The 24,686-nt window shown below is 62.9% G+C and carries 24 protein-coding genes; 13 read left to right on the forward strand and 11 right to left on the reverse strand.

Annotated elements, in window-relative coordinates:
* Positions 1-11 precede the first annotated feature (11 nt).
* Together O6P39_RS10330 and O6P39_RS10335 are read right to left on the reverse strand one after the other, a co-directional pair.
* Entirely contained in the window at positions 12-2,132 is a 2,121-nt protein-coding gene (locus O6P39_RS10330; RefSeq protein WP_275611242.1) for a TonB-dependent siderophore receptor, read from the reverse strand.
* A gap of 261 nt (positions 2,133-2,393) precedes the next feature.
* Positions 2,394-3,056, reverse strand: a complete 663-nt coding sequence (locus O6P39_RS10335) for a dihydrofolate reductase family protein (RefSeq protein ID WP_275611243.1) — start codon at positions 3,054-3,056, stop codon at positions 2,394-2,396.
* Positions 3,057-3,465: 409 nt separating this feature from the next.
* Between O6P39_RS10335 and O6P39_RS10340 the strand changes: the two genes are divergently transcribed.
* From O6P39_RS10340 to copD, 11 genes are all read left to right on the forward strand, one after another.
* Positions 3,466-3,819: a hypothetical protein gene (locus tag O6P39_RS10340; RefSeq protein WP_275611244.1), complete on the forward strand. Its 354-nt coding sequence runs from the start codon at positions 3,466-3,468 to the stop codon at positions 3,817-3,819.
* A gap of 105 nt (positions 3,820-3,924) precedes the next feature.
* A complete protein-coding gene (locus O6P39_RS10345) occupies positions 3,925-4,362 on the forward strand; it encodes a hypothetical protein (RefSeq protein ID WP_275611245.1) in 438 nt (145 codons plus the stop codon).
* Between the two features lie 91 nt (positions 4,363-4,453).
* On the forward strand, positions 4,454-4,705 hold the full coding sequence (locus O6P39_RS10350; protein WP_275611246.1) for a DUF2933 domain-containing protein: 252 nt from the start codon (positions 4,454-4,456) through the stop codon (positions 4,703-4,705).
* Positions 4,706-4,786: 81 nt separating this feature from the next.
* Complete coding sequence (locus O6P39_RS10355) at positions 4,787-7,054, forward strand: heavy metal translocating P-type ATPase (RefSeq protein ID WP_275611247.1); 2,268 nt, start codon at positions 4,787-4,789, stop codon at positions 7,052-7,054.
* A 106-nt stretch (positions 7,055-7,160) separates the two neighbouring features.
* Entirely contained in the window at positions 7,161-7,430 is a 270-nt protein-coding gene (locus O6P39_RS10360) for a heavy-metal-associated domain-containing protein (RefSeq protein ID WP_275611248.1), read from the forward strand.
* Between the two features lie 12 nt (positions 7,431-7,442).
* Positions 7,443-7,886: a DUF411 domain-containing protein gene (locus O6P39_RS10365; RefSeq protein ID WP_275611249.1), complete on the forward strand. Its 444-nt coding sequence runs from the start codon at positions 7,443-7,445 to the stop codon at positions 7,884-7,886.
* A gap of 521 nt (positions 7,887-8,407) precedes the next feature.
* Entirely contained in the window at positions 8,408-8,620 is a 213-nt protein-coding gene (locus tag O6P39_RS10370; RefSeq protein WP_275611250.1) for a hypothetical protein, read from the forward strand.
* A 291-nt stretch (positions 8,621-8,911) separates the two neighbouring features.
* Positions 8,912-10,696 carry a copper resistance system multicopper oxidase gene (locus O6P39_RS10375; protein ID WP_275611929.1) on the forward strand — a complete coding sequence of 595 codons (1,785 nt, stop codon included), beginning with the start codon at positions 8,912-8,914 and terminating at the stop codon, positions 10,694-10,696.
* A gap of 9 nt (positions 10,697-10,705) precedes the next feature.
* A complete protein-coding gene (locus O6P39_RS10380) occupies positions 10,706-11,638 on the forward strand; it encodes a copper resistance protein B (protein ID WP_275611251.1) in 933 nt (310 codons plus the stop codon).
* 77 nt (positions 11,639-11,715) lie between these two features.
* Positions 11,716-12,102 (forward strand): copper homeostasis periplasmic binding protein CopC, encoded by a 387-nt coding sequence (gene copC, locus O6P39_RS10385; RefSeq protein ID WP_275611252.1) that lies wholly within the window; start codon positions 11,716-11,718, stop codon positions 12,100-12,102.
* A gap of 3 nt (positions 12,103-12,105) precedes the next feature.
* Positions 12,106-13,044, forward strand: a complete 939-nt coding sequence (gene copD, locus O6P39_RS10390; protein ID WP_275611253.1) for a copper homeostasis membrane protein CopD — start codon at positions 12,106-12,108, stop codon at positions 13,042-13,044.
* 100 nt (positions 13,045-13,144) lie between these two features.
* On the opposite strand, the gene O6P39_RS10395 is transcribed toward copD, so the two are convergent.
* Entirely contained in the window at positions 13,145-13,834 is a 690-nt protein-coding gene (locus O6P39_RS10395; RefSeq protein WP_275611254.1) for a GNAT family N-acetyltransferase, read from the reverse strand.
* A 226-nt stretch (positions 13,835-14,060) separates the two neighbouring features.
* Here O6P39_RS10395 and O6P39_RS10400 point away from each other — a divergent pair, with 226 nt between their 5' ends.
* Together O6P39_RS10400 and O6P39_RS10405 are read left to right on the forward strand one after the other, a co-directional pair.
* Positions 14,061-14,414, forward strand: a complete 354-nt coding sequence (locus O6P39_RS10400; protein WP_275611255.1) for a hypothetical protein — start codon at positions 14,061-14,063, stop codon at positions 14,412-14,414.
* Positions 14,415-14,539: 125 nt separating this feature from the next.
* On the forward strand, positions 14,540-14,935 hold the full coding sequence (locus O6P39_RS10405; protein WP_275611256.1) for a DUF4280 domain-containing protein: 396 nt from the start codon (positions 14,540-14,542) through the stop codon (positions 14,933-14,935).
* A 6-nt stretch (positions 14,936-14,941) separates the two neighbouring features.
* On the opposite strand, the gene O6P39_RS10410 is transcribed toward O6P39_RS10405, so the two are convergent.
* The 8 genes from O6P39_RS10410 to tssE all read right to left on the reverse strand — a co-directional run bounded on the left by O6P39_RS10410 (position 14,942) and on the right by tssE (position 24,677).
* Positions 14,942-15,487: a toxin-antitoxin system YwqK family antitoxin gene (locus O6P39_RS10410; RefSeq protein ID WP_275611257.1), complete on the reverse strand. Its 546-nt coding sequence runs from the start codon at positions 15,485-15,487 to the stop codon at positions 14,942-14,944.
* Positions 15,488-15,497: 10 nt separating this feature from the next.
* Positions 15,498-17,504 (reverse strand): type VI secretion system tip protein VgrG, encoded by a 2,007-nt coding sequence (gene tssI, locus O6P39_RS10415; RefSeq protein ID WP_275611258.1) that lies wholly within the window; start codon positions 17,502-17,504, stop codon positions 15,498-15,500.
* Between the two features lie 102 nt (positions 17,505-17,606).
* Positions 17,607-18,173 (reverse strand): hypothetical protein, encoded by a 567-nt coding sequence (locus O6P39_RS10420; RefSeq protein WP_275611259.1) that lies wholly within the window; start codon positions 18,171-18,173, stop codon positions 17,607-17,609.
* A 96-nt stretch (positions 18,174-18,269) separates the two neighbouring features.
* Positions 18,270-18,785 (reverse strand): hypothetical protein, encoded by a 516-nt coding sequence (locus tag O6P39_RS10425; RefSeq protein WP_275611260.1) that lies wholly within the window; start codon positions 18,783-18,785, stop codon positions 18,270-18,272.
* Positions 18,786-18,912: 127 nt separating this feature from the next.
* Positions 18,913-21,462: a type VI secretion system ATPase TssH gene (tssH, locus tag O6P39_RS10430; protein WP_275611261.1), complete on the reverse strand. Its 2,550-nt coding sequence runs from the start codon at positions 21,460-21,462 to the stop codon at positions 18,913-18,915.
* On the reverse strand, positions 21,462-22,475 hold the full coding sequence (gene tssG, locus O6P39_RS10435; protein WP_275611262.1) for a type VI secretion system baseplate subunit TssG: 1,014 nt from the start codon (positions 22,473-22,475) through the stop codon (positions 21,462-21,464). Before tssG ends, tssH begins: the two co-directional genes overlap by 1 nt.
* Positions 22,439-24,265, reverse strand: coding sequence for a type VI secretion system baseplate subunit TssF (gene tssF / locus O6P39_RS10440; protein WP_275611263.1), 1,827 nt, complete (start codon positions 24,263-24,265; stop codon positions 22,439-22,441). The genes tssG and tssF overlap by 37 nt, the downstream gene beginning before the upstream one ends.
* Entirely contained in the window at positions 24,249-24,677 is a 429-nt protein-coding gene (gene tssE, locus O6P39_RS10445) for a type VI secretion system baseplate subunit TssE (RefSeq protein ID WP_275611264.1), read from the reverse strand. Before tssE ends, tssF begins: the two co-directional genes overlap by 17 nt.
* Positions 24,678-24,686: the final 9 nt, after the last annotated feature.

Here is a 24,686-nt window from a genome sequence, read left to right on the forward strand (position 1 = left end):
CCAGCATTTCCCTAGAAGCGATAGTTCAGGCTCGCTTCGAGGGTCCGTGGTGCACCGGGGGTGATGAGGTCCACCGAGCCGTGTGCGGAGACGTAGTAATCACGATCGAAAACGTTCTTCAGGCGCAGTGCCATGTCCCAGTGCGGCACGCTGTAGAAGAGGGCGGTATCGAAGGTGGTGTAGCTCGGCATCACCACGTTGTTGTCCAGCGCCGTGTAGCGGTCGTCAACGTAGTTGGCGCCCGCAGCGGCACGCCATTGCGGGGTGAGGGTACGCACCAGCCAGAGGTTGGCACTGTTGCGCGGGGTGAGGGTGGGCACCTGGCCTTCGTTGGGCACGCCGTTGGTTTTGCTGTTGGACTTGGTGATCTCCGCATCGAGGTAGGCGTAGCCGGCATAGATCTGCCACTTGTCCGTCAACTGCCCGCTGATCGTGGTCTCGAAGCCGTCGGTGCGTTGCTCGCCGGCCAGTACGGTCAGGTTCGGGTTGGTCGGGTCGGCGGTCTTCATGTTGGTGCGTTCGAGACGGAAGATCGCGGCGGTGATCGAGAGGCGGTTGTCCAGCAGGTCCCACTTGGTACCGATCTCGTAGTTGGTGGTTTCCTCGGGTTCGAGGTTCTGGTTGGACGGGCTCACCGCGAACACTTCGCCTGACGGCTGATAGCTGCGGCTGACGGACACGTAGTAGGACTGGATCTGGTCCGGTTGGTAGACCAGGCCGGCGCGCGGGCTCCAGGTCTTGTCGGTGCGGTCAAGGTCGACGTTCTGCACGCGCTCGTCGTCGTACTCCTGGCCGAAGATGTCGTAGCGCACGCCCAGCAGCGCTTTCCACTGCTCATTCAGTTCGATCAGGTCCTGCACGTAGAAGCCGGTGGTGTCCTGGGTGTTGGTGCCCTTGGACGACAGGTTGGCGGCGTGCTCCGGGACCGGAACCAGGCCATCGCTGAACACCGGGACCTGCGCCACGTTGTTCTGGCTGAACACGCGCTGGTGCTTGTCCTGGACGCCCACCTCGACGCCATACAGCAGGTTGTGCTGCATGCCGGCCAGTTGCGCGTGCTGCTTGAGTTCGGTCTGGTTGAACACGCCGTACTCGTCGCGTGCCACGTTGCCGCGGTTGAGCTTCACCAGCAGTTCGCCGTCGGGCGAGGTGACGAAGCGGGTCGGGCTGGTATCGGCCAGGGTGTTGTTGCGGTCCAGGTCGTAGCGGTAGAAGCGGCTGGTGTTGGTCAGGCTGAGGTTGTCGTTGATCTGGTAGTTCAGGGCGCTGGTGAGCGAGAACACTTCGCTGCGGGCGTAGTCCTGATCCGGGTCGCCGGAGCCGAAGCGCTTGTCCCGGTCGACATCCACCGGGCGGTCACCCAGGGCGGGGATGCCGAAGTCGATCAGGCGCTTGTCGTACAGGTAGCTGGCGCCGAGGTTCAGTTCCAGGTCGTCGGTGAGCCGGAAGTAGGCGGAGGGTGCGATGGCCTTGCGGTCGATGTAGCCATCGTCGCGGTAGGTGTCGCTGTCCTCGAAGGCGCCCGTGACGCGATACGCCTGGTTGGTCTGCTGGTCGGCCCAGCCGGTGTCGAACTGCGTGCGGCGCTTGCCCTCGGAATCGACGGTCATGCCCACTTCGTGCTTGGGTGCGAAGCCCGGGGTCTTGGAGATGCTGTTGATCAGGCCGCCGGAGGAACCCCGGCCATAGAGCACGGCGGCGGGGCCCTTGATGACCTCGACGCGCTCGATGTTGGAAAGGTCGCGGAAGTACAGGGCATCGTCGCGGACGCCGTCGATGTACATATCGCCGATGGCGCTGAAGCCACGGATGGTGACCTGGTCGCGTTGCCCATCGCCATTGGAGAAGCCGATGCCGGGTACGTTCTTCAGCACGTCTTCCATGGACTGGGCGCCCTGGTCCTTGATCACGCTCTGCGGCACGACGTTTACCGTCTGGGGGATGTCTCGCAGGGGAGCGTCGATCTTCAGCGCGCTTTTGCTATCGCCGGGGTTGTAGCTTTGCTGGTCGTAAGCGGCGGTGACGGAGGTTTCCGGCAGCGCCAGGGTGTCCTGGGACTCAGCGTGAACGGTGGGAACGACCAGCAGACCCAGCATCGAGAGGGATGCTGGGGCGACAGACTTTTTTACCATTATTTACGACTCGTTGTTTTTGTGAAGAATAAATAGTAATTATTCGCAAATACGAATCGTCTGTAAATGTCTCGACGCAAATCGAGGCAGGTCGTGCCGATGGGTACTCAGCAGGCCGTGCGTGATTTCGGGAGGGATAAACGGGGAGGGCGGTGATTCAGGATGTAGCGGGACGAGCCCGGGGCCGAGGTTGGCTCGGCCCTGCCATGGGTTGCAATCGGGCGCTGGGCGTGGAGCGGTCCTGCGTGTGATCGCTGGCCGTCAGGCGTCCGTGCGCCCCTGGCGCCGCAGGACAATGTGCGTGGCCTTCTCCGTGGCTACGAATTCAACGCACTCGTAGCCCAGCGTTCGCAAATCGACCCCTCCGAACAGGGATTCCCCCCGGCCGAGCAGGACTGGCGAGATCGCAATGTGCAGTTCATCGATAAGGCCTTCACGCAGGTACTGCCGGATCGTGTCCGGCCCACCACCGATTCGCACGTCCTTTCCGGCAGCGGCCGCGCGTGCACGGTCGAGCGCCTCGTGAATGCCGCCTGTGATGAAGTGGAAGGTCGTGCCGCCTTCCAGTTCGATGGGGGGACGGGCATGGTGGGTCAGGACGAAGACGGGAACGTGATACGGCGGGTTGTCTCCCCACCAGCCTTTCCAGTTCATGTCCGGCCAATCCCCGCGAATGGGCCCGAACATGTTCCGCCCGAGAATCCAGGCGCCGACATTCCGAAAGCCTCGGGCGGCGAAATCATCGTCAACTCCGGTCGTACCGTCGTCCTTGCCGAACAAGGCCTGCTGGAACGTGCGGGTCGGGACCAGCCACTGGTGCAGCTCAGTCCCGCCAATGCCGAGCGGATTGTCGATGTCCTGATCCGGGCCTGCCCCGTATCCGTCGAGTGAGAGGGTGAAGCCTTCAACGCGAACCCGTGTCATCGTTTGCCTCCGTTTCCCCGCCTGGCGGGACGCCGGCGTTCGGACCTGCTGACGGATTGAGTCGCGTGCAAGCGTCCGCTTTCACGGCGAGTCCGCTCCGCGCTGTCTCTATGGTACGGTCAATGTAGCGGACGCCGGGGAAGGCAGTAAGTCCGCATCGATGCCCGGTCTGGAGAAAGGCCGGAAACCAGGTTCAACCAACGCAGGCGGCTGATTGCGGCCGTCGGAGGGCAACGGCTGCCGATCTCGGGATGGACGTCCGAGCGAGTCGCCGGACTGTCGCGAAGCCCGCAGCTTTGCTTGATGCGGATCAAGTTCCGCTACGCTGCCGGCGTTAGTGTCTGGCTTATCTTTGCTACGGGCTGAGCAGATGATCTGGTTCCGGAACCGTCAACGCGCGTTGCTACGCATGGCCTTGGTGCTGTGGGTGCTGGCGTTCGGGGTTGCCGCAAGCCATGGTTGCCTGTCGTACCCTGCGCATGATCCCGCACTCGCCCATGCCGACCTTTCGACCAGCCTGGATGCTCCTGAGCACCAGCTTCATGCCAGCGGCTGTCTGCAGTTCTGCGACGACAGCGCGTCCGCGCTCAATGCGGCGCCGGGCCACCTTTCGCTTGATCTGGTCTTCTGGGTTCTCCTGCTTACGCTTCCCGTCCTCTTCCTGCCTGCTGTCATCCCCGTGCGCTTCGGCGCACTCGTCATGCACCGGCCTGCGCCGCCCCGGCCGCCGGCACGCCTGCGTTTCGTCCGCTTCAACGATTGACTCGCCGTCCGTGCGCCCGGCTCACCGGGCGCACAGTCCTGCTGCGCCTGCAAGACCAGGCGCGGCGCCGCTTCATTTCACCCGTTGAAATACCTGGAGATCGCCATGCACATCACCCTCAAATCGCTTGTCGCAGCACTACTGATCAGCAGCCCCCTCCTTGCCGTGGCTGTCGACGAACATCATCCAGACCCGGCCCCGGTGAAAGCCGAGAGCAAGTCGGTGCCGGCCCAGGGGCAGGAAAATGCCATGGCCGAACAGATGACGAAGATGCAGGCCATTCATGACCGCCTCGCTGTTGCCAAGACCCCGGAAGAGCGCCAGGCCGCCATGCGTGACGGTATGCAGGCGATGAAGGAAGGCCTTGGCATGATGCAGAACGGCTGCGCCGGCAAGGGCATGGGCCAGCACATGAAGATGATGGACTCGAAGATGATGGGAATGATGATGCAGATGATGGATCAGCAGGCCGACATGATGGGGCCGCAGTCGGGCATGAAGGATATGCCCATGCAGCACCCCATGGAGCAGCCGGCCCAGTAATCGCGCGGCGCGGCCTCAGTCCTGGCCTGGTAGGTGCAGGCACTCACCAGGCCTTGGCGGGGTAGCCCGCGTTTGCCCCTGGAGAATGGTCATGAACACTTCGCATCCATCCCATCAGCCGTTGCGGTCCTTCTGGCGCAGCAAGCCGGGCATTGTCCTGGGCATGTTGCTGGTGATTGCCCTGTTCTATTTTGCTCGTGAGCACTACGGGCATATCTCGTTGCTGTTGCCGTACGCAATCCTGTTGCTGTGCCCTCTGATGCACCTGTTTGGCCATCACCACGGCGGTCACGGTCATCGGAGTGGAACGAACAACGCCCCCAAGGACGACGAAAGAGGCTGACTCATGCACGGTCACGAACATGCACGGCCATCACCCGGGAACAAAGCCGCCCTCGGCGAAGTGAAAGATCCGGTTTGTGGGATGAAGATCAGGACTGACAGTCCCTACCACCTGGAGCACGCGGGGAAGGCCTACTGGTTCTGCAGCGAAAAGTGCCTGTCGACGTTCAAGGCAGCGCCGGAACGCTATGAGGACGTCGTGCGCGATGAAGCAGCCGACGCTCCGTCGGTTGCAAGCGGTACCTGGTACACCTGCCCGATGCACCCTGAAGTGCGCCAGCTGGGCCCCGGGAACTGTCCGAAGTGCGGCATGACCCTGGAGCCGGTGCTCCCGGAACTGGAACAGGAAGAGAACCCCGAGCTCAGGGACTTCTCCCGCCGCTTCTGGTGGACGCTGCCGTTGACCGTCATCGTCACGCTGCTGGCCATGGGCGGCCATGCCCTGAACCTGTTCCATGGCGCCACGCAGAACTGGGTCGAACTGCTGATCGCCAGCCCGGTCGTGCTCTGGGCGGGCTGGCCGTTCTACGTGCGCGGGGTGCACTCGGTGCTCCAGCGCAGCCCCAACATGTGGACGCTGATCGGCCTCGGCACTTCCGCCGCCTATCTCTACAGCGTCGTGGCTACGCTGGCGCCGGGGGCCTTTCCGGCGAACTTCATGATGGATGGTCGCATCGGTGTCTACTTCGAAGCTGCGGCGGTCATCATCTCGCTCACCCTGCTGGGCCAGATGCTCGAACTCAAGGCGCGCTCGCAGACCTCGGCGGCGATCAAGTCCCTGCTTGGCCTGGCGCCCAGGACGGCGCGACGTATCAACTCCGATGGCAGCGAGGAGGACATCCCGCTGAGCCACGTGCATCCGGGCGACCGACTGCGTGTCCGTCCCGGCGAGAAGGTTCCGGTCGACGGCTTGGTCGAACAGGGGGAAAGCGCCGTCGACGAGTCGATGCTGACCGGCGAGCCCATTCCGGTGCTGAAGCGGGCCGGGGACGCATTGATCGGCGCCACCCTGAACACCCACGGCAGCCTGGTGATGCAGGCGCAGAAGGTCGGCTCGGCGACCGTGCTTGCGCAGATCGTGCAGATGGTCGTGCAGGCGCAACGTTCGAAGGCGCCGATGCAGCGTCTGGCCGACGTGATCGCCGGTTACTTCGTGCTGGTCGTCATCGCCATCGCGGTCCTGACCTTGTTCGGCTGGGGCCTCTGGGGGCCACAACCCGGCTGGGTGTTCGGCCTGATCAATGCGGTGGCGGTGCTGATCATTGCCTGTCCCTGCGCACTTGGGCTGGCGACGCCCATGTCGGTGATGGTGGCCAGTGGCAAGGCCGCCGGCAGCGGGGTGCTGTTCCGTGATGCGGCGGCCATCGAGAACCTGCGCCGTATCGACACGCTGATCGTCGACAAGACTGGAACCCTCACCGAAGGTCGGCCTGTCTTTCAGGGGCTTGAGGCGGCTCCCGGCTTCAGCACCGACGATGTGCTGCGGCTGGCTGCCAGCCTGGACCAGGGCAGCGAGCATCCTCTGGCGCATGCCATCGTCGAGCAGGCCAGGGCCCAGGGGCTGGCATTGAGTCCGGCGGAGGCGTTCGAAAGCGCCTCGGGCATCGGTGTGCGCGGCCAGGTCGAGGGGCGTCGCCTGCTATTGGGCAACACGGCTCTGCTGGAGGATGCGGGGGTCTCCTGCGAAGCCCTGAAGACGCGGGCCGAACAGTGGCGCAGTGAAGGGGCGAGCATCATGTACCTGGCAGTGGACGGCAGCGCAGTTGGCCTGCTGGCAGTGGCCGACCCGATCAAGCCGACCTCCCGGCAAGCCTTGGAACGCCTGCGGGCCGTTGGCGTGCGGGTCATCATGGCCACGGGTGACGGGCCGACGACGGCGCGCGCAGTAGCCCGCCAGTTGGGCATCGAGGAAGTGCATGGCGAGGTCAGGCCGCAGGACAAGGAGCGCCTGGTGGCTGACCTGCAACAAGCCGGCCGCCGCGTGGCGATGGCCGGCGACGGCATCAACGACGCGCCCGCGCTGGCGCGCGCCGATGTTGGCATTGCCATGGGCACTGGCACCGATGTGGCGATGAACAGCGCGCAGGTCACCTTGGTCAAGGGCGATCTGCTCGGCATCCTGCGCGCCCGCAGCCTGTCCATGGCGACCGTGCGCAACATGCACCAGAACCTCACCTTCGCCTTCGCCTACAACGCCATGGGCATCCCCCTGGCCGCCGGGCTGTTCTACCCGCTGACCGGACACCTGCTGTCGCCGATGGTCGCGGCGCTGGCCATGAGCGTGAGTTCGGCGTCGGTTGTCTTCAACGCCTTGCGTCTGCGCAAGGCCTCGCTCGAGGGACAGGTTTGATGGGCTTGACCTTGCCACGATGGCAAGGTTGAGGATGGTCCCAGGGCTCGGAGCGGTTCAGTCAGCGTTCCGGGCAGAAAGATTTTCCTGCCGAGGAGTCATCACGATGAAAAGTATCGATCTGCGAGTTGAAGGTATGAGTTGCGCGTCCTGCGTCCGCCACGTGAATGCCGCATTGGCGCCGGTTGCCGGGGTTGCCGAGGTATCGGTCGACCTCGAGTCGGGCCGGGTGCGCGTCAGCGGTGACGCCGATGCCCAGGCAGTGCTGGTCGCGCTGCAGGGCGCCGGTTATCCGGCCAAGGTCGAAGCATCGGCTCCGGCCCAGGTCGGTGGCCAGGCGCGCGGCTGCGGCGGCAACTCCTGCTGCTGTCACTGAGGAGGGACCATCATGCGCAAGGCACTTCGCTTGACCGCCCTGGCCGGGCTGTTCATGGCATCCATCGCCCAGGCCGCCACAACCATCGATGTCTACCGCGATCCCAACTGCGGTTGCTGCAAGAGCTGGATCAAATACCTGGAGGCCAACGGCTTCAGCGTGAACGACCACGTCGAGCCGAACATGAGTGCGGTCAAGCAGCGCCTTGGCGTGGCACCGCGCCTGTCCTCCTGCCATACCGCGGTGATCGGTGGAAAATTCGTCGAAGGGCACGTTCCGGTGGCGCAGATCCGTGAGCTGGAAAAGCATCCGGAACTGCTCGGCATCGCGGCTCCCGGTATGCCTGCCGGCTCGCCTGGCATGGAAATGGGCTCCGCCCGGCAGGCATACCAAGTCATTGGACTTACCCGGGACGGCACCGATGAGGTTATCGCCGACTACCCGGCGACCCAATAATCGTGCGGATTTCCTTGTCGATGGCGTTCAACTGGCAGGTATTGAGCTCAGCGAGACGCGCCGCTTGCGTCGGCTCGTACAGCATCGAATGCGATGTGTGAACTCCAGATGGAAGTCGATCAGGTCATTACATACTTCAGCGCTGACAAAAAAGTAATCCGGGCATAAGCCGAGGGTAAGGCGGGTATCGCTAAGGTCGAGATGGTTGTTAGAGCGAGTGCATCGATTGGCCATATCCCCTTAAGGCCTTACCCATGTTCCCTGGCTGGTTGATGCCAATAGATTGATTTTTGATTTCTTGGCTTTGGATCGGGTTTCGATTTTGGAAGTCGTGGCGCGCCGGAGAAGGTAGATCGGAAGATTGAGATCAAGATGGGGATCTCTATTTTGAACCGTCTCGCTGAGACGTGACGAGTGGCGAAAGCGTCAGGTCTGTATTGAAAAATGAAGGGCTGGTTCTTCATGAGTTCAATCTGTGTAAACCAGCGGCGCACCTGGAACATCAGAAGGAAATGGTTGAGATGTTCAGAAGTGGTTATCTCGCGGCCATGAAAGTGAGTGGTGTCGAGCATGATATGGCCGGCATGAATCACAATGATGCCAGCAGTGTTCTGATTGAATCAGGTGAGGCCAGGGAACTGGTTTGGACTTTTAGAAAAAGTATCGGGGTTGCAGTTTGCGTGCAGTATGCCCTAGGCATTACCAGAGAGGGATGTTGGGGCGGATTGAAATAAACCAGTGATAGTGGTGCTGTTTGTTTTGCCAGAGTCGTAGGCTCGTGGGAGCGATTCAGCAACGGCAGGCGGCTGAGCAAGATGATGGCGGCAGGCCTGTACGGCCCGGAAAGCCAGGCTGGTAGCGGCAAGATCACATCCTTACAGAAATGTAATCATCGCGATTGCCTGAATATGGCAAATTTTTCAACGACATCTGGGTCGCCGATCGATCAGGATCGGAACGAAGTCAATTTCATTAATGGCTCGGAATGGCTCATAAGAACTCTCTCCTGGCAGGGTCGTAGCGGAATGCAGAACAAAACGTCAAGACGGACTTTCGTTAAGGGCCTTGCGGCGACAGGTATTCTCGGCGGGCTTGGTTTGTGGCGCACTCCAGTCTGGGCCCTTGCCAGTCCGGGGCAACCGACAGTGCTTGCCGGAACGGAGTTCGATCTGTTCATTGGTGAAACTCCAGTCAACCTGACTGGCGCAGTTCGTACGGCAATGACCATCAATGGATCGCTTCCCGGGCCAACTTTGCGTTGGCGCGAGGGTGACACGATTACGCTCCGCGTTCGCAACCGCCTGAAGGAAGATACCTCCATTCATTGGCACGGAATTATCCTCCCCGCCAACATGGATGGTGTGCCAGGTTTAAGTTTCCAGGGAATCGCGCCCGATGGAATGTACGAATACAAATTCAAGGTCAATCAGCATGGTACCTACTGGTACCATAGCCACTCCGGTTTCCAAGAGCAGCTTGGCGTTTTCGGGCCTTTGATTATCGATCCCAAGGAACCAGAGAAATTCTCTTGCGATCGTGATTATGTCGTCATGCTCAGCGATTGGTCTGATGAGAGTCCCAGTCGTGTCCTTGCGAAACTGAAGAAAGACTCTGGTTATTATAATTTTCACAAGCGCACGGTTGGCGACTTCATTGATGATGTAAGCGAGAAGGGGTGGTCGCAGACCGTTGCAGATCGCAAGATGTGGGCAGAAATGAAGATGAGCCCTACCGATCTCGCTGATGTAAGTGGTTATACCTATACCTACCTCGTCAACGGTCACGCTCCTGATAGCAACTGGACCGGCCTCTTCAAGCCGGGCGAGAAGGTCCGACTGCGCTTCATCAATGCCTCTGCTATGACCTACTTCGATGTTCGGATTCCCGGACTGAAGATGACAGTGGTGGCTGCCGACGGGCAGCCCGTCCAGCCAGTGAGTGTTGAAGAGTTCCGCATTGCCGTTGCTGAAACCTATGACGTCATTGTCGAGCCGACAGACCAGGCCGCGTACACCATTTTTGCCCAGTCCATGGACCGTACGGGCTACGCCCGGGGCACCCTGGCCGTAAGGGAAGGTGTCAGTGCTCCAGTGCCGGCGCTGGATCCCCGTCCGCAAATCACCATGGACGATATGGGCATGGGCGGAATGGATCATGGAAGCATGGCGGGCATGGATATGTCTGGCATGGACCACGGCGACATGGCCGGCATGGATATGACCGGTATGGACCATGGCAGCATGACTGGCATGGATCACAGCCAGATGCAGGGAATGGGCGCACAGATGCAATCGCACCCTGCGTCCGAGGCCGATAACCCCTTGGTCGACATGCAGACCATGACCCCTACGGCGAAGCTCAACGATCCAGGTATTGGCTTGCGTAACAATGGCCGGCGCGTGCTGACCTATGCCGACCTCAAGAGCACGTTCGAAGATCCTGACGGACGAGTCCCATCCCGAACCATCGAGCTCCACCTGACCGGCCACATGGAGAAGTTCTCCTGGTCGTTCGATGGTATCGAGTTTGCCGATGCCAAGCCGCTGCTCCTCACGTACGGCGAACGTGTTCGTATCACCCTGGTTAACGACACCATGATGACGCACCCCATCCATTTGCATGGCATGTGGAGTGATTTGGAGGATGAACAGGGCAACTTCATGGTGAGAAAGCACACCATCGACATGCCGCCGGGGTCGAAGCGCAGCTATCGCGTGACGGCTGATGCGCTTGGTCGATGGGCCTATCACTGCCACCTGATGTATCACATGGAACTGGGCATGTTCCGTGAAGTGCGAGTGCAGGAATAGGAGAACAGCATGGACCTCGAACAGACCCGTCACTCCGTTTTGGCCCGCATCGCAGTCCTTGGGGTGAGTTTGCTTCCTTTGGCTGGTGCCCACGCTGAAGAGCCGATGCAAGGCATGGATGGCTCCCAGATGCAGGGGATGGATCATTCCCAGATGCAAGGAATGGATCACTCCCAGATGCAGGATGCGGACTACTCCGACATGCAAGGGATGCAACCGGCTGCACCAACGGAAAGCCGCACGCCAATTCCTGTGTTGACCGATGCTGATCGTGCCGCTGTGTACAAGGGCGGCATGGACCACCATATGGGACAAGCACTCAACTCCCTATTCGTCATTGATAAGTTGGAGTGGCAGGACGCCGATCAAGGTAGTGCCCTCAGTTGGGAGGCCAACGGCTGGGTTGGCGGCAATGTTGATCGCCTGTGGTTGCGCTCCGAAGGGGAGCGACTCAATGGGGTTACCGAGAGTGCCGAGCTGCAGGCCCTGTGGGGGCACTCCATCGGCCCCTGGTGGGACGTGGTTGGCGGCGTGCGGCAGGACTTCAAACCTGGCTCGCCACAAACCTGGGCAGCCGTTGGTGTCCAGGGGATGGCCCTGTATGACTTCGAAACCCAGGCAACTGCGTTCCTGGGGGAGGGCGGCCAAAGCGCTCTCAGGCTCGAAGGGGATTACGACATCCTCCTGACCAATCGCCTGATCCTTCAGCCGACGGCCGAAGTGAACCTCTATGGCCGGAATGACCCGCAGCGTGGCACCGGGTCCGGCATCTCCGATGCGGAGGTTGGACTGCGGCTGCGTTATGAGATCTACCGAGAGTTCGCGCCGTACGTCGGCGTCACTTGGAACCATCTCTATGGAAAGACAGCGGACTACGCCAGTGACGAGGGCGAGGACTCCAGCGAAACGCGCCTGGTCCTCGGCGTGCGCATGTGGTTCTAACCGGCCGCTTCCAGCCTTCTTCGTTCCTTCCAAGATAAACAAACAAGTAGAGCGGTATGAATCGCGAGGAGTCTTGCATGCAAAACCTGAAAACGCTTGCCGCCACGGCGGTGCTCGGTGCCGGAATGCTGCTGAGTGCCGCCGCCCAGGCACACCCCAAACTGCTTTCCTCCTCGCCTGCTGAGGGGAGTGTCGTCGAGGCTCCAGCCAAGATCGAACTGCACTTCTCGGAAACGTTGCTGACACAGCTCTCCGGCGCCAAGCTCGTCATGACTGAAATGCCGGGCATGTCCCATTCCTCGCCCATGGGCGTGAAGACGGCCGTCTCAGGCAGTAGCGATCCGAAAGTGATGCTCATCACGCCGGCAGCTCCTCTCACCACCGGAACTTATAAGGTCCAATGGCGGGCCGTTTCCTCTGATACGCATCCGATTACTGGCGCTGTAACCTTCAAGGTGAAGTAAGCCATGGGTGACCCCATAACTGTCGCTCTGCGTTTCGCCTTGTATATCGACTTGATTCTGCTTTTTGGTCTGGCGTTGTTCGGGCTATACAGCCTCAAGGGACAAGAGCGGGTCAGCGGAGTTGTATTCAACTTTGAATCGATATTGTTATGGGCCGCCTTGATCGGCACCTTGCTGTCTGTGGCAGCGATGCTGCAGATGGCGAAGGTGATGAGTGGAGTGTCCAGCTTTTTCGAGCTTCATCACCACATCCTGCAAATGATCGTGACGGATACAGATGCAGGTCTGACCTGGATGGTCAGAATAGCGGCGCTGCTACTGATTGCGGTGGTCGCGATTTTCGGCAGGCGCGCCCCGACCCTGAGCCTGGTCTTGTCTTCACTGTTGGGAGCCACAGCCCTTTCCACTTTGGCCTGGACAGGACACGGCGCGATGGATGAAGGCCTCTTGCGCTATGTCCACTTCACCAGTGATATCGCACATCTTCTTGGTGCGGGTGGCTGGCTCGGAGCATTGATCGCATTCGTGCTGCTGCTTCGCTCCAATCGGCTCGATGGGGAGCAGCGTCTGCGCTTGCTGTCGCGAACCTTGACGGGTTTCGAGTCGGCAGGGGCATTGATCGTCATCAGCTTGTCCATTACCGGTATCGCCAACTACGTTCTCATCGTTGGCCCGGAAATCAGCGGAGTGATGAAAAGCACCTACGGCTTGTTACTGGCGCTCAAGATCGCACTCTTCGTGGGAATGCTGATCCTGGCAGCGGCGAATCGTTTCCACCTCAGTCCGCTGCTTGACCGGTCCTTGCAAACGGGTCGTCATGCGCCTGCCATCAAGGCGCTGCGACGCAGCATCATCCTGGAACTTGCGGTGGCGGTTGCCATTATCAGCATCGTTGCCTGGCTTGGCACATTGAGTCCTGAGATGGATATGGCGGCAGAGTGATTCGGCAGAGCCTGGGCCCCTGATCGCCAGGCCTTTGCACGGCACCACCATCGCTTGAGCGGCTGCTGTATGCCCGGATGATCGCGTCGGCAGTTGGCCGTCAGTGAATCGTAGGGAAACGCTCTTTCACCAAGGCTTGCGCCTGGTGGGCCATCTGGTCGAGCAGGCGGTCGCGTTTTTTCTCGGCCTCGCTCATGGCCTTCCTGCCGTATTGCTGCAGCAGGTAGGCGTGGATCTGCCGTACTTCCTTGGATTGGTAGATCGGGGCCAGGTCCTGCACCGCCACCATGCCGTCCGAACGGTGATCACGGGTGTTCAGCAGCACCTGCGGCCCCTGCGCTGCCAGTACCTGAAATCCCATCGACTCGAAGGTCGGCACCTTGTTCGCCGCGCAGGCCAACTCGGCGTGGGGACGATGCTTGAGCATCTGCTGCACCAGGGCCCGGCCAATCCCGCGTCGACGGTGGCTGGCCCTGACCGCCATATAGGCCAGCGTGCAGGCCTCGGCATCGTCCTGGCTCGGCAGGTACAGGGCAAAACCCAGCACCTGGGAGGGATCCTCATCATCCAGGGCCAGGATCAACCGTGCCGTGCTTTCCACGTCGCTGTCCATGGCCTGCAGATACAGATGTACCTCGTAGCCGATCACGTACTGGTACAACTGATAGAGCGGATTGCTGGGCGTCAGCGGCACCGGGCTGACGTCGCTGAAGTAGTCCACCACCATTTGCAGAACCTGACTCTTCAGGGACTCGGGCGGCGGGGTGTCGAGGTTTACAAGGGTGAACATCTGAAACTGGCTCCGGGCGTGCCCGATCGGAGGGAATCGGCGCGGGTGCCATTGTAACGTCCGAGGGCAGCCGGTATGACGTTAACGGTAGATCGCTATGCAGCCTTGCTTAAAACCATCTACACACATTTGACGATAGTGGGGCGGTGAGGCGAATGGATAGCTGGTTGAGCGCCCACTGCTACAGATTTCAATCGTCGGTAGGCCCGTAACAGGGAGATGCGCCATGAAAGGGATGCTCCTGTTGTTGCTTTGCGCAGCGACGATCATTGCTCTACCGATACTGATCTACCTCGCGGTGCGGGCAGACTATCGTGCCAGCAAGCAGATGAAGATCGACTTGAAGCGGGACTTCCAGAGCGTTCTGGAAGAGTTCCAGATTGGCTCCTACGAAGTCTTGGTCGAGCGAACGTCCCACGGGCACTCCACGAGAGTCTCCGAGGTTTACCGTATTTTCCATGACGACAAGGGGCAGTATTACTTCTATCAATACATCTCGGGTCACCCCGGTATAGTGAAACTCCTGAGCCGGGAGCGTGCACTTCTAGCCGCCGGAGCGAAGGAAGAGGCCAAGGTTTGAGTGGTCATCCTGCCAGCAGCGCGTCCGTGCTCAAGCATCCACTCCTGGCAGTAACGTCCTGTTCGGAGCGCTTGGTATGGCGGCCGGGAAAGCTGGCGTCGGACTTCGTCGAGTGAGGTGATTCCATGGGCTGTCCCCAGGTTTGTAGCGGTGCAACCCTGCAGTGCAGCTTCGGCGTAGCACCGTCGATGCTCAACGTATTGCCGGTCAACCGAACACTGTCGAGTGGCATGCCGGCGGCCAACCTGCAGGATCACATTCCGTTGGTGAACATCCTGCCTTTTGGTCTGTGCAGCAGTCCGGCCAACCCGACGGTGGCTGCGGCCACGGCGGCGGCACTTGGTGTGCTGACGCCCATGCCGTGCGTGCCGGCCACGGCCTCGCCCTGGATACCCGGCGGCCCGCCTACGGTATTGCTGGGCGGCATGCCGGCGCTGGATTCGAATGGAACGTTGATGTGCAACTGGGGTGGGGTGATCAAGGTGTTGATGCCCGGCCAGGTGCAGATGCTGATTCCCTGAGGCCGCTCAGGCCTCGCTGGGCTCGCCGCGACTGCCCAGCCACCAGCGCAGTCGCGAGACCGGCTTGCCGTTCTCGTCCAGCGGTCGACCGTCTTCGGCATAGGCGCGTGGTTGCTCCACGGGCACACCCTTGGCGTATCGCGCTTCCTGGGCCAACTGACCGCTGGCGTGGAAGCGGCGGAACGGGCCTTCCTGCACACCATCGCGATAGAAGGCCTGTTCGGCGAGAGTGCCGTCGGCAAGGTAGCTGGACGCCTCGCCATGCATCAGCCCATCGCGGTAGCTGACTTTGCGTTGCAACCAGCCCTCGGCGGCGAAGAAGCGCGCCTCGCCATGCAGCCGTCCACGGACGTAGGGCAACTGTGCGCTGATGCGCCCGTTGGGGTGGTAGAGCGTGCTGGTGCCGTGCAGTTCGCCATCGCGGTAGTCGAGGCTGGCTTGTGGGCGGCCGTGCTCGCTGATGCGTAGCGGGCCTTCCAGGGCGCCATCCTGCAGACGGCCTTGCAGGGTGCTGTCGCCACGTTTGAGGTCCAGGGTTCCGCTGTTGGCCATGTCGTTGTCCTCAGTTGACCTTCACCAGGCCGCCCTTGATGGTCAGCATGCCGCCGCCATCCACTGTCTGCTCCGCGCCGCCCTTGTTGGTGAGGCTGACGCCAGCGTCGTTGGTCAGGGTGGTGCCTGCCTTGTTGGTCAGGGAAGTTCCCGCCTGGTTGGTCAGGGACGTGCCCGCCTTGCTGGTCACCGAGGTGCCGGCCTGGGCGGCGAGATCGGCGTCGGTCTTCAGCGTCAGGCTGCCGCCGCTCTGCAGGGTGAGGGTGCCGCTGACCTTGATGGTGAGGTTGCCGTCCACCGTCAGCTCGAAGTTGCCGTTGACCTGGTGGCTGTAGTTGCCGCCGGTGCTGTGGGTCTGGTCGGCGCCGACCTTCACCGTGCGGGTGTCCTTCACGTCCAGCGTGTCGCTGCCGGTCTGGATGGTCACGCTGCGTTTGCCCTTTTCCAGGGTGACGGTCTCGTCGCCTTCCTTCACCGTACGCGTGCGGGCGTTCTGCACGGTGAGCGTCTCGTCGTGGCCGATGGTGGCGGTGCTGTCGTTGAGCACGTTCACCTTCATGTCCTTCTGCGCCTGCAGGAAGACTTCCTCGGCGTCCTTCTTGTCCTCGAAACGCAGCTCGTTGAAGCCGCCGCCACCCTTGGACGAGTTGGTCTTGATGCCGGACTGCGTCTGGTTGTCCGGCAGGGCATAGGGCAGGGCGTTGTCGCCGTTGTAGACACAGCCGGTGACCAGCGGACGGTCCGGGTCGCCGTCGATGAAGGTGACGATCACCTCCTGGCCGATGCGCGGGATGAACTGCATGCCGAAGCCCTTGCCGCTCCAGGGCAGCACCACGCGCACCCAGCAGGAGGATGCCTCGTCGTTCTTGCCCTGCAGGTCCCAGGGGAACTGGATCTTGATGCGGCCGTACTGGTCGGTCCAGATTTCCTCGCCGGCCTTGCCCACCACCTTGGCGGTCTGGGTGTGCATGCGAGGCTTGGGCGTGGTGCGGGGAGGGCGGTAGGCGGTGGTTTTGGGGATGGCCTCGAAGCGATTGCGGTAATGCTCGTGGTCGGCCTCGTGGGTCACCGAGGTGAGCACCCAGTCGATGTTCAGCGCGGCGTCGTCATGCCCGGTCAGGGTGAACCAGTGCCCCGGTACCAGCCAGCGGCAGTCGCTCTCGCCGATCAGCCGCTTCTCCTGGCTGCGCAGACCGTCCACACGCTGCTTGGTCAGCGCATCACCCCGTGCCTTGGCGGTGTAGCTGCCGGGGTGTTCGTACTGCGCGCGCGGCCCGGCCTCCGCCTGCGCCTGGGAATAGAGCGAAGTGGTGGGTGTGGTGAACTCGTAGTCGGTGGCGCTGTAGGTTCCGGCCACCGCCTGCAGGCAATATTGCGCCGAACGGATGCCGTGCAGTTCGCGCACGCCGATCTCCTGGCCGAGGTAAGCCACCTTCGGCCCGTTGGGGATGGGCGGGAAGGCATCGTTGTTGTCCGCCAGCACCAGCGTGTGCTTGCCCTCTTCGTGGGTGAAGAACCAGAAGATGCCTTCCTCCTCCAGCAGCCGCGAGACGAAGGCGAAATCGCTTTCGCCGTACTGCACGCAATACTCGCGGGGCTCGTAGCTGCCGCTCAGCGACAGATTGAAGTCGGTGAAACCGTGGGCCTTGAAAATCGTCGTGACGATGTCGCTGGTGGCGAGGTTCTGGAATACCCGGTTGTTGCTGGCCAGGGTCAGCCACCAGAGCCATGGTCTGAGTACGAGTTGGTAGCGGTCGGCGGTGGCGTCGGCGGGGAGTTGGTGGAGTTCGGAGATCAGGGCGTCTAGGGGGCGTTGCAAGCTGTCGTGGATCAGGCTGATCGTCGCAGAACTGCAAATTGCCGCCGCCAGGTCAGTAGCCGAATTGCAGATACAGGCGACCGACGATAGGCAAAGGTCATTCAGGCGCTCCGTGGAGGAAAGCGCCTGTGGATCAGGTAGCAGGAGCTTTCTGGCAGTCAGGGAGATGGAGGGATCGGGGGCTGAGTCTCGCGGCATGAAATACGCTCTCAGGGCCTGAAAGAGTCTGGATCGCTGCTCCTGGCCAGTTAACGTTTTAATGATGCGGGTGAACGCTTGGCTATCGTTGAGTGAGCGGATTTATCCGGGGTCTCTGAAGACGAGCCCCTGCTCGCCCCAATAACCAAAGGATTGTTTCATCCAGGTTTGGCAGTTTTCGCAAGGAGGCTTGGGTACGGGTTCACCCTTTGACCCGACCGAAGCGCCATCGCCCGCTTCGGGATAGAAGGTGACAAAAACCAGATTCAAACCGGACTGCTCCCAGCTTATTGCAATGGACAGGGCACAGGCTTCCGCGCAATTGATAATGGGTCTGTTCAGTACGCCCACTTGCAGTGGTTCGCTGATGCCGACAAAGTTCCTGATGCGTTGGAACCGGCGGTTGGGTTGGTCTGGGTCCTCAAAGTTGGCATAGACTTTTTTCCTGGCCCCTTTTCCACCGATGATACCGCCTGAGATCGCACTATAGCCGATATAAAAATGATCGTCGGAGATGCTGTACGCCAGACACATATCCGACTGCTTTCGAAATTTAACCGAAGGTCGTCCCTTTTCCGATTTTTGTCTGTCGGATAATCGTTGTCCGATCGCTTGCTTCATGACTTCCACGGAGAACTCTTCTTCCGATTGGAATCGCCCGATTTTCATTTTTCCCTCCTTGGGAGGAGTGTCCCTACTTGTCCGATCAGTGTCCATCCGGGTTGGTTTCGATCGATACCGTGCATAGTGCCTGGAGGGCATGCTCTATACGGAGCGGAGATTGAGATTCGATATCATGGAAAGGACTTCGTCTTGCTCCGCTTGCTTTCTGAATTGTCTCCACATCCCGGGAAAGTTGTCGTTGGCTGGCTGTAGCCAATTGAATATCGGGCTTTTGTGGAAGCAGGTTCCATCCGCCACCGCGTGTTGCGGCAGATCTCTAGTCGTACCCCAGACAATGCAATCCTTGCGGCTATTAGCCAGGCCCTGAGCGATTGATTGCAATTCGCCAATATTCTGGTGGACCTCGCCAACTTCGCAGGCGGCCAGCACAATGAACAAACTGCCACATCTACCCAGTGAGTTGTTCAGGCCAGTGTATCTTCCCATTTTGACCATCGTGCTTCCGTGGCCAATGATGATCAATATTCCGCCAAAGTCTTCCATCCACTTAAGGTTATCGAAGGGAACTAGACTGGCGATATTGGAGTATTTGTTCCACAAGCTTTTTGCCGCGCGTTTTCCGTCGCTGTCTATGTACGTGATGATTGTGTCTTTCATGAATGACGACTCCTCTACTGTTGTTATGGGGCCGGGGCGAAGGTTCGACCTGTCGCCAGGCTCTTTCGGTTGCCGTATTCGAGCGGGGCTGTGGCTGCATGAAAGTGGTCGGGTTGCCCGTCCTCTTTCATTCCAGCACCCACTCCGCCAACTTCCCTGTCACTTCCGCCATCAAAACATTCTCGATATCCCGTGCTCCCGCCGAACTGCACTTGGCGAGCACCGCTTTCACAATCACCGGATCGAAATCGAACTGCTTGCCGGTGGCCGCCTTGTAGCGCTCACGCAGCTTTTCCAGCTTGGCGACGACGATGCCTTCCAGCGTCGCTTCCTCCAGCGGCCGGTAGGGCACCACCGTCATGCGCGCGAGGAAGGCGGCGCGGAAGGCTTGCAGCAGTACCTTGCGCAGGCGCTCGTCGAAGACGGGCGTGGCGATCTGCTCGGGCGGGGTGTCCAGCAGCAGTTCGGCGCCGACGTTGCTGGTGGCGAGGATCACGGTGTTCTTGAAGTCCACCACCAGGCCGGTGCCGTCTTCCATCACGCCCTTGTCGAAGACGTTGTAGAAGGCCTCCAGCACATCCGGATGGGCCTTTTCGATTTCGTCCAGCAGCACCACCGAGTAGGGGCGGCGGCGCACGGCTTCGGTGAGTACGCCACCGCTGCCGTAGCCGACGTAGCCGGGCGGGGCGCCCTTGAGTTGGCTGACGGTGTGGGCTTCCTGGTACTCGGAAAGGTTGATGCTGATGAGGTTGCGCTCGCCGCCATAGAGGGCGTCGGCCAGGGCGTAGGCGGTCTCGGTCTTGCCCACGCCGGTGGGGCCGAGCAGGAGGAATACGCCCACCGGCTTGGCCGGGTCGGTGAGGCCGGCGCGGTAGGCCTGGATGCGCTGGGCGATGGTGCCCAGCGCCGCTTCCTGGCCCATTACGCGCTGGCCCATGCGCTGGGCCAGGGTGCGGATGGCATGGGCTTCGTCGGCGAGCATCTTGCCCACCGGGATGCCGGTCCAGCCGGCGATCACCGCGGCCACGGTCTTGGAGTCGACCTGTTCGGGTACCAGCGGGTCGTCTTCGCGGATGGCGTCGAGGCCGGCTTCCAGGCGCGCCAGTTCGGCGGCCAGATGATCGATGCGGCCGTCGAGTTCCTCGTCGGGTTTGGCGGCGTCGGCGCTCTCGCTCAGGGTCAGCAGTTCGCGGCGTGACTGCAGCAGTTCGCGTACCGCCTCGCGTTCTTCGCCCCAACGTTTTTCCAGGGCGCGGATGGCCGCCAGGTTGCCGGCTGACTCCTGCTCCAGGCCGGTGATGCGTGCGCTGTGGTCCAGGCCGGTGGCTTGTTCACGGCGCAGGCGCTGCAGCTCTTCTTCCACCGCCAGTTCACGGTGGCGCAGGTTCTCCAGGGCCGGAGGCACGTCGTGTTGGGCGAGGGCGACGCGGGCGCAGGCGGTGTCCAGCACGCTGATGGCCTTGTCCGGCAGCTGACGGCCGGAGATGTAGCGGTGTGAGAGTTTCACTGCGTCCTGGATGGCCACGTCCAGCACCTGCACGCCGTGGTGCTGTTCGAGCTTGGCGGCGACGCCGCGCAGCATGTCCACGGCGGTGGCCTCGTCGGGTTCTTCCACCTGTACCAGTTGGAAGCGCCGGGCCAGCGCGGGGTCCTTCTCGAAGTACTTCTTGTATTCCAGCCAGGTGGTGGCGGCCAGGGTGCGCAGCTCGCCACGGGCCAGGGCCGGCTTGAGCAGGTTGGCGGCGTCGCTGCCGCCTTCCGCGCCGCCGGCGCCGATCAGGGTATGGGCCTCGTCGATGAACAGGATGATCGGCTGCTCGCTGCTGCGCACCGCATCGATCACGCCCTTCAGGCGTTGTTCGAACTCGCCCTTGACCCCGGCGCCGGCCTGCAGCAATCCGAGGTCGAGTACGCGCAGGATCACGCCTTGCAGGGGCGGCGGCACTTCTCCGGCGGCGATGCGCAGGGCGAGGCCTTCCACTACGGCGGTCTTGCCGACGCCGGGCGCGCCGACCAGGATCGGGTTGTTCTGCCGGCGGCGCAGGAGGATGTCCACGCACTGGCGGATCTCGCCGTCGCGCCCGACGATGGGGTCGATGCGCCCGGCGTGGGCGTCGGCTGTGAGGTCCTGGGTGTATTGGTCAAGCAGGCTGTCCTGGGCCGCTGCGCTGGCGGCTGCGGCCTTGGTCGGAGCGCGTGCGCCGGGTGGCTGTTCGCGGGAGCCTTCGGTCCATTCCAGAAGCTTTTCCCGCAGCGTTTCGTGGGGAATGCGCAGCAGCGAGGATGCGCTGTTGAGCAGCAGGGCGCGGCGCTCCTCGCGGTCGAGCAGGGCGAGCAGCAGCAGTCCCGAGCGGATCGCCGGCTGACCGAGCACGCTGGCTTGTACCACTGCGTCCTCCAGCAGGCCGATGGTCTGCGGCGAGAGCGCCGGGGTGCGCGTGCTGCCGATGCGGAACAGCTCCAGCGCCGTGTTGATCTCGCCCACCAGTTGGTCGCGCTCCAGGCCGAAGCGCGGCAGCAGCCGGGCGAGGTCGCCGCCGTCGATATCCAGCAGCTCCAGCAGCAGGTGCTCGATCTCGACATAGTGGTGGGTGCGTTGCAGGCAGCGCTGCGCGGCGCGCTCCAGGGCGCGGCGGGATTCCGGGTTGAGGCGGCCGATCAGGCTGGCGAGGTCCATCAGGGCATCTCCGCGTGGCGCAGGGTCAGGTCGATGGGTTGCACGGCACCGCCCTTGCGGCGCAGGCCGGTGTTCCAGTTCAGTCGCGGGGCGTTGCCTCGCCCCAGGGCGAGCGGTCCGCTGGCGCGCACCAGCAGGCGCAGCCGGCAGTCGAGGTCGGGACCGAAGTACAGCGCGCAGAGATGGGTCAGCAGCGGATAGGCGACGCCGTCTGGCAGGAAGTGTCGGGCGGTCGCTTCGTCCAGCGGGCCGAGGCGCAGGTGGAAGCCGGCATGCTCATCCCAGACGCGGGTGCCGGCGATGGCGTCGCGGCCGAGCCCGAGGTTGGCGCCGCCGCGCTTCAGCACGCTGCGCCGGGCCGGGGGAATCTCGCGCCAGGCGCCGGCGTAGGCTTCGCACTGGGCGGGGATGCCGAACTGTTCGCGGAGCATGGCGGCGAAGCCGACCAGCGAGCGGCGATTGCCGGAGAAGTGCGCGCTGCGGGCGAGCACGCTGGCGTCGGGCAGCGGGCCGCGTTCCTGAAGGCCCGCCGGCAACAGGCCGACCAGGGCGCGCAATGGCCGCCGCACGGGCGCTGCGGAAGGTGCCTGGAAGCCCACGGCCAGACGGTGCTTGCGCAGTACGCGATAGAGCAGGCTGAGCAGGCGGTGCTGGAACAGGTCGAGGAACTCGGCGGGGGCGTGATCCTTCTGCCGTGCGCGTTGCTGCAGCCACTCCTGGTAGGCGTAGGGCAGGGCGCCATCGGCACCGCCCAGGCCAAAGATGGAGGTGCGCAGCAGCGGCCGGCCGTCCTCGTCTTCCAAGGCGTCGATCTGGCTGGGGGCGAACACCGGCGTCAGCGGGCCGCGCAGGCGCAGCGCTTCCGCGTCCGGACGGCTGCCGTGGCCCAGGGGCGTAGCCTGGGGCTGTTCGTGTTCGAGCAGCAGCAGGGCCTGCAGCCACTCGAAACGATGCGGCTCGGCGCGCAGGCGCCGGCTCAGAGAGTGATGGGCTGGCCGGCCTGGGGTTGCCATCGGCAAGTCTCCTGGTCCGATTGCACCAGCACCGTACGCACGAAGCGGTTGGCGTTGGCGTACAACGAGAAGAACTGCGCGAGCACGGCGCTGAACAGCACCGCGCTGCCGCCGACGAAGGCCTGGCGCTCCAGGTGCACGCGAACCTCCAGGCCGTTGCGCCAGCCGCGCCAGGCATCGCTGCCGACGTGGTCGACCACACGTGCGCAGTCCAGCGCAATCAGTCCCTCGATCTGGCGGGCGGCGAGCTTGTCTTCGCTGAAGTCGTGCAGCGAGAGGATTTCCCGCAGGGCGTCCAGGGCCTGCGGACCTTCCACCAGGGACAGGTGGTTGAGCGTCAGTTGCGAGACCAGTTGCCAGCGCGACGGGCCGTCCAGGCCTGGCTGGCATTGCCGGCTCGGCGCACGCAGCAGGGTGGCGCGGGCCACCGAGCCGGGGCGTTCGAAGGACAGTTCAGTCCCGGCCGGCAGGCGCTCGGCGAGGCTGCGGTTGGTGCACAGCAGCTCGGCGCTCAGGCTGTATTGCGGCATGTCTTCCAGCGGTTGCAGAGCGGCGTCGACCAGACTCAGCAGCAGGTCGCTGCCGCGTCGGTTGGGCGTCATGCCTTCGACCCGGCGCGCGTGCCAGTAGAGCCCCGGCGCGCCGGGGCGATGCTGGGTGCCGTGGTAAGCCGCGACCTCCGCCACACCTTGCGGGGTGCTGGCGCGCAGAGAGCGGATGCTGTGGATCTCCACCGAATTCTCGCGATGGGCATCGGCGACCAGTCTGTACTCGCTGCACGTGCCATTTGGTCGTAGTGGTTCGGAGGTGCGCGGAAACAGGTTGATTGCCGGTACGCAGCCCAAGGCCAGGTCGCTGGCCTGCAAGTTCAGGCGAGTGGATGCGGGGTGGTCGAAGAGGATGTAGAGAAACAGTTGCTCGCCGCTGGCGCGCAGTCCGTGGAGCGGCAGATCGAAGAAGGCGAATTTGTCGGGGAAGGCGAAGTACTCGGCGAGCAGACGCAAGCCGGGGTGGACGCGGTCGTCCTCGGGCAGCAGGGCCTGTTCGGCATCGAAGCCGACCAGTTGCGGCAAGCCTCCCAGTCGCTGCGGCTCGGCGCCTTCGGCTTCGGCCATGAGGCCGCAGGCATGGGCGCCGAGCAGGTCGAACAGCGCGGCGTTGGCCACCGCGTTGGCGGTCAGATGGATGCGCAGACTGTCGATTGCCAGCGCGGCCCAGCCGCCCTTGTCGAGGCAGCGCAGGTCCAGACGCAGGGCGGCGCGGATGCCGGCGGCGCCGGTGGCGGCCTGGGCTTCTTCGGCCCCCAGCAGCACGGCTTCGGCGATGCGCAGCGGCCACAGCGTGACTTCATCGGTGGTGCGCCAGTGCAGGGTCTGGCCACGCAGTTCCTCGGGCAGGTCGATGCGCTCCTGGCCCGGCACGCTGACGAACAGCGGGGTGCCGCGCGGCAGCCGGTAGCCGGCGCTCAGGTTGCCCTTGGCCGGGTCCGGCTCGAAGCGCACCACGGCGCAGGAAGGCAGGGGGCGCAGGGCAAGGGGGTAGAGCTGTTCCAGCAGGGCATCGCTGAACTGTGCGTAGTCGTCGTCCAGGCGGCGCTGCAGACGCGCAGCCAACAGCGCGAAGCCTTCCAGCAGGCGTTCGACATGGGGGTCGCCGCATTCGCCGGGGCCCAGTTCCAGCCGCCGCGCCACCTTGGGATAGCGCGCGGCGAAGCCCGCGCCGGCGTGGCGCAGCCAGGTCAGCTCGCGCTGGTAGTAGTCCAGCAGTTCGGCGTCAATCGAGTCGCTCATGGCGTACTTCCAGTGTTCCGCCAACGGGGATGAGTTCGAACAGCAGCGGTGCGCGGCTGGCATCCTGGCGCAGGTTGCCGAGCAGGCGGACGCGCAGGCGTTGTGGCTGGAGCGGATCGGCGTCGACCACCACCTCGCTCAGCCCCAGGCGCGGTTCGAAGCGGGTCACCGCGCGGCGGATCTCCCGCGCCAGGTGCAGCCGGTCGGCTTCGCGGCGGGCCTGCAGGGCCGTCCAGTCGGCGATGCCGTAGGCGAGGATGCCGACGCCGTTGCCGGCCGGGCTGCGGCTGTTGAGCAGGCGCGATAGCTCCTGCGCGACCGAGGCCGCCAATGCGCGGCTGTCGAAGACCGGCTCCGCCTCTCCGTCGTCGGCGAGGCGGTCCAGCAGCGGTGGCCGACCGATGCCTTGCACGGCCCGGTG

The organism is Pseudomonas sp. PSE14 (assembly GCF_029203285.1).
Lineage (GTDB): Bacteria > Pseudomonadota > Gammaproteobacteria > Pseudomonadales > Pseudomonadaceae > Pseudomonas.